The organism is Halomonas sp. 3F2F (assembly GCF_014897805.1).
Taxonomy (GTDB): Bacteria; Pseudomonadota; Gammaproteobacteria; order Pseudomonadales; family Halomonadaceae; genus Vreelandella.
The window spans coordinates 1-2,281 of record NZ_JABUZE010000147.1; the positions used below are offsets into that span (position 1 = coordinate 1).

Annotated in this window: 2 protein-coding genes; both read right to left on the reverse strand. The window is 41.8% G+C overall.

The features are described from left to right. Positions 1 to 1,710: cadherin repeat domain-containing protein (locus INT21_RS15710; protein ID WP_193085433.1), on the reverse strand; the 1,710-nt coding region annotated here is incomplete at its 3' end. Positions 1,711 to 1,729: 19 nt separating this feature from the next. Further along, positions 1,730 to 1,960 carry a hypothetical protein gene (locus INT21_RS15715; RefSeq protein ID WP_193085434.1) on the reverse strand — a complete coding sequence of 77 codons (231 nt, stop codon included), beginning with the start codon at positions 1,958 to 1,960 and terminating at the stop codon, positions 1,730 to 1,732. Positions 1,961 to 2,281 lie beyond the last annotated feature (321 nt).

A 2,281-nucleotide genomic window follows, 5' to 3' on the forward strand; every position in this document is an offset into this window, starting at 1 on the left:
AATTACGGAAAAAGTAACTCGATAACTTTTGCATAACCACTTATCAATGGCAAAAGCGCCGCTTTCATTGCCAGAGGTAATGCTGAATGTTAGTCCGTTAGTATCTCCACTAGGGGTAACCGTTCCAATCACGGTGCCGTTTACGCTATTTTTATTTACAGAGAAACTGTTGTTGCCAATGATCGGATCGACATCGGTAATATTGAACTCCAACGTTTGACTATCACTACCGCCATTGCCATCAGCGGTTTGAATAAAGAGTGACGCTGCATTATTTCCAGAAACATTAGCCGTTGGAGTAAAGGTCAGGCTATTGAGAGCAGTGTTAACATCATTGAGATCACCACTAAAAGTAACAAAGCCAGAATTATATTCTCCAGAAACTTTGGTAAGACCATTAATGTTAGCAAGATTAATCGTACCATCAGTTGCTGTCAGAGTTACCGTCTGATTGTCGGCATTCCCATCAGTGATCGAAAGCCCTGAAACTGCATTAGCGCTGGTATTTTCGTCAAAAACCAATGATGAGGGCAAAATAATGGCAGGGGCTTCGTTTGATACTTCGCCCTCAGGAATCACTTCAGACTGTCGAAGCAGCCAAGTATCATAATCACCATTCCCGCTATCATCATCATTAACTAACCAAGAAAGGTTACCATCAACATCAACGAAAGATGTAATATACCCATACTCTGCTTGAGTTGTAGGAATAGTGGAGGAAAGGTCTTCAATGAAATTTCCATCAAAGTCATAACTTACCAGATAACGTTCTATTGTTGTTGGGTCAGTATTGTAGTCAACGTAGCTATAACTAACCACCAGCCTATCATCAAGAATCACTGGCTTAGAAAAATCCCCCCAGGAATTCATACCGCCAATAACCGTATCACTTGAGAGTAACGCATTACCACTATCATCGTATATCTGGTAACGAACATCTCGAGTACTGCTATCTCCTGTTGCCCCCTTAAAAAGCACAAGATAATTACCATTAGGAAGCGTCTCCACATATTGCGACGCATTTCCTTTCGCAATACTATCGCCTATAGAGAATCGATTACTCCCATTAACTTGAGTAGGCATAGAGGCATCATTATCGAACAGCATTCCTAGATAATTATTATAATCATAAGCATCCCAAGTGATGATAAACCCAGTATCATTTGCAGCTATATTATGCTGATATTGTGAGCCACTTATCCCAGCAAGGCTGGTTACTGATAACTGCTCATTATCAACTGGCGTACCATCCACCTCAAACCTGCGCATGGCATAATCAGATCCACCCGTCGCCCAAACAAATGCTAGGTTACCATTTGACAACTCAGCAACTTCTGTAAAGCGATTCAAGGAACCTGCTTCAGAATTTATTTTAGTAGCGCCGACTACTTCCTGACCAGTGCCATCAATGATTTTAAAATATGTATCGGTAAAACCTGTGCCGCTAGAGCCACTGTACCAAGTAACCAGAATATTCCCATCTGAAAGGCCTTTGAAAATAACGCTATCAGAATTGTCATCAGTGCGTGGATTAAGAACAGGTGATGGTGCTGTACTGACTGAACCATCAGGAGAAACTGAAATTATTCTTAAATCACTACCAACGGAATAGCTGACATAGAGTTGGCCGTTAACACGCTCTACACTATATACATAACCGTCAACAGAGGGATCAGTTTCTACATTATATCGAGTATCACCAATTTGCATAAAAGCCTCGCTTTATAAGTTAGTGATTGCACGAGATTCGAGCGCGAACGGTTCCGCCAGTGCAGGTTGGTAAAATAAAGTCTGTTTCACCCTGGAATCGGGATTCAGTATCAGAATGGCCTCGCAAGCCAATGATAAATACATTGAACCCAAACGGCACTTCGGCGTGATAATGCAGCTCCTGACGCAGGAAAACCGCCTGAGGCTCGGAGCCTGAGCAGAGCATCCCAGAAATAGCGCTATAGCTCATGATGTAGCCCCTTGCCACGCCGAGGTGAAGAAACACCTGGAAATGTTTCATTTAGTTAATTAAAAGTATCAAACCCCAACCTTCAGCGCCATTCATTAATATGAGAAAACACAAAATAAAGTGATGGCAATTCACCAAATTTATAGCCACAAAGCATTAACAATCTAACTAAGCGATTATTATAATTAGCTTTATTTTATCTTCAGCTATGCGCATCGCCGCATTACAGCGTGAACGAAAAGCAACCTGTTTGGCTGGGCACTGCACTATTCGTGGCTTACCGGCACTTCATCACCTATTTCGAAATAACAAGCTTACATG